The following is an 857-nucleotide window of genomic DNA, read 5'->3' on the forward strand; positions in this document are numbered from 1 at the left end:
AGCGATGATAAAAAGAGCCGCGAAGAGTTGCTGGCGGAGCTGAGCTATCTGCGCATGGAGAACGCCTTCCTAAAAAAACTGGAGGCCTTAACGCGGGAACAACCAGCGCCAAAAAAGCGCAAGTCGTCCAGGCGTTAAGGCCGTTCTATCCGCTTGAGGGGTTGCTGCAGCTTTCGGGCCTTTCCCGCAGCACGTTCTATTATCGGCAAAAGATGTCGGTGCTTTGCGACAAGCATGCTGCGCTGAAAAACCGGATCCAGACCGTCTTTGACGCTCACAAGGGCCGCTATGGCTATCGCCGCGTGACCGCGGCGATCCGCCAGCTGGGGCACAGGGTCAATCACAAGACGGTTCAGCGCCTGATGGTCAAAATGGGATTGAAATCGCTGGTGCGGCCGAAGAAATATCGTTCCTACAAGGGCAGCGTCGGGCGCACAGCCCCAGATCTCATCAAGCGGCAGTTCACCGCACAGGCGACCAATCAGAAATGGGCGACGGACATCACGGAGTTCAATGTGGCTGGCGAGAAGCTCTATCTCTCACCGGTCATGGACCTGTGCAACGGCGAGATCATCGCCTTCGAAACCGCCAGAAGGCCGGCCTTCAAGCTGGTGGAAGGCATGTTGAACAAGGCCTTGAGCCGACTGAGACACAACGAACGGCCGATCCTGCATTCCGATCAAGGATGGCACTACCAGATGCCGGCCTATCGGCGGCAACTCAAAAAACATGGCATCCCCCAGAGCATGTCACGCAAAGGCAACTGCCTCGACAACGCGGCGATGGAAAGCTTCTTCGCCACCCTCAAATCCGAGCTCTTCTATCCCAATCGCTTCGAAAGCATCCAAAGCCTGAAG

1 pseudogene is annotated in these 857 nt (G+C 56.5%); it reads left to right on the forward strand.

The window, feature by feature from the left end:
• Positions 1 to 857: pseudogene (locus tag CU102_RS28325) on the forward strand (IS3 family transposase); the annotation flags it as partial.

This window comes from Phyllobacterium brassicacearum (genome assembly GCF_003010955.1).
GTDB lineage: Bacteria > Pseudomonadota > Alphaproteobacteria > Rhizobiales > Rhizobiaceae > Phyllobacterium > Phyllobacterium brassicacearum.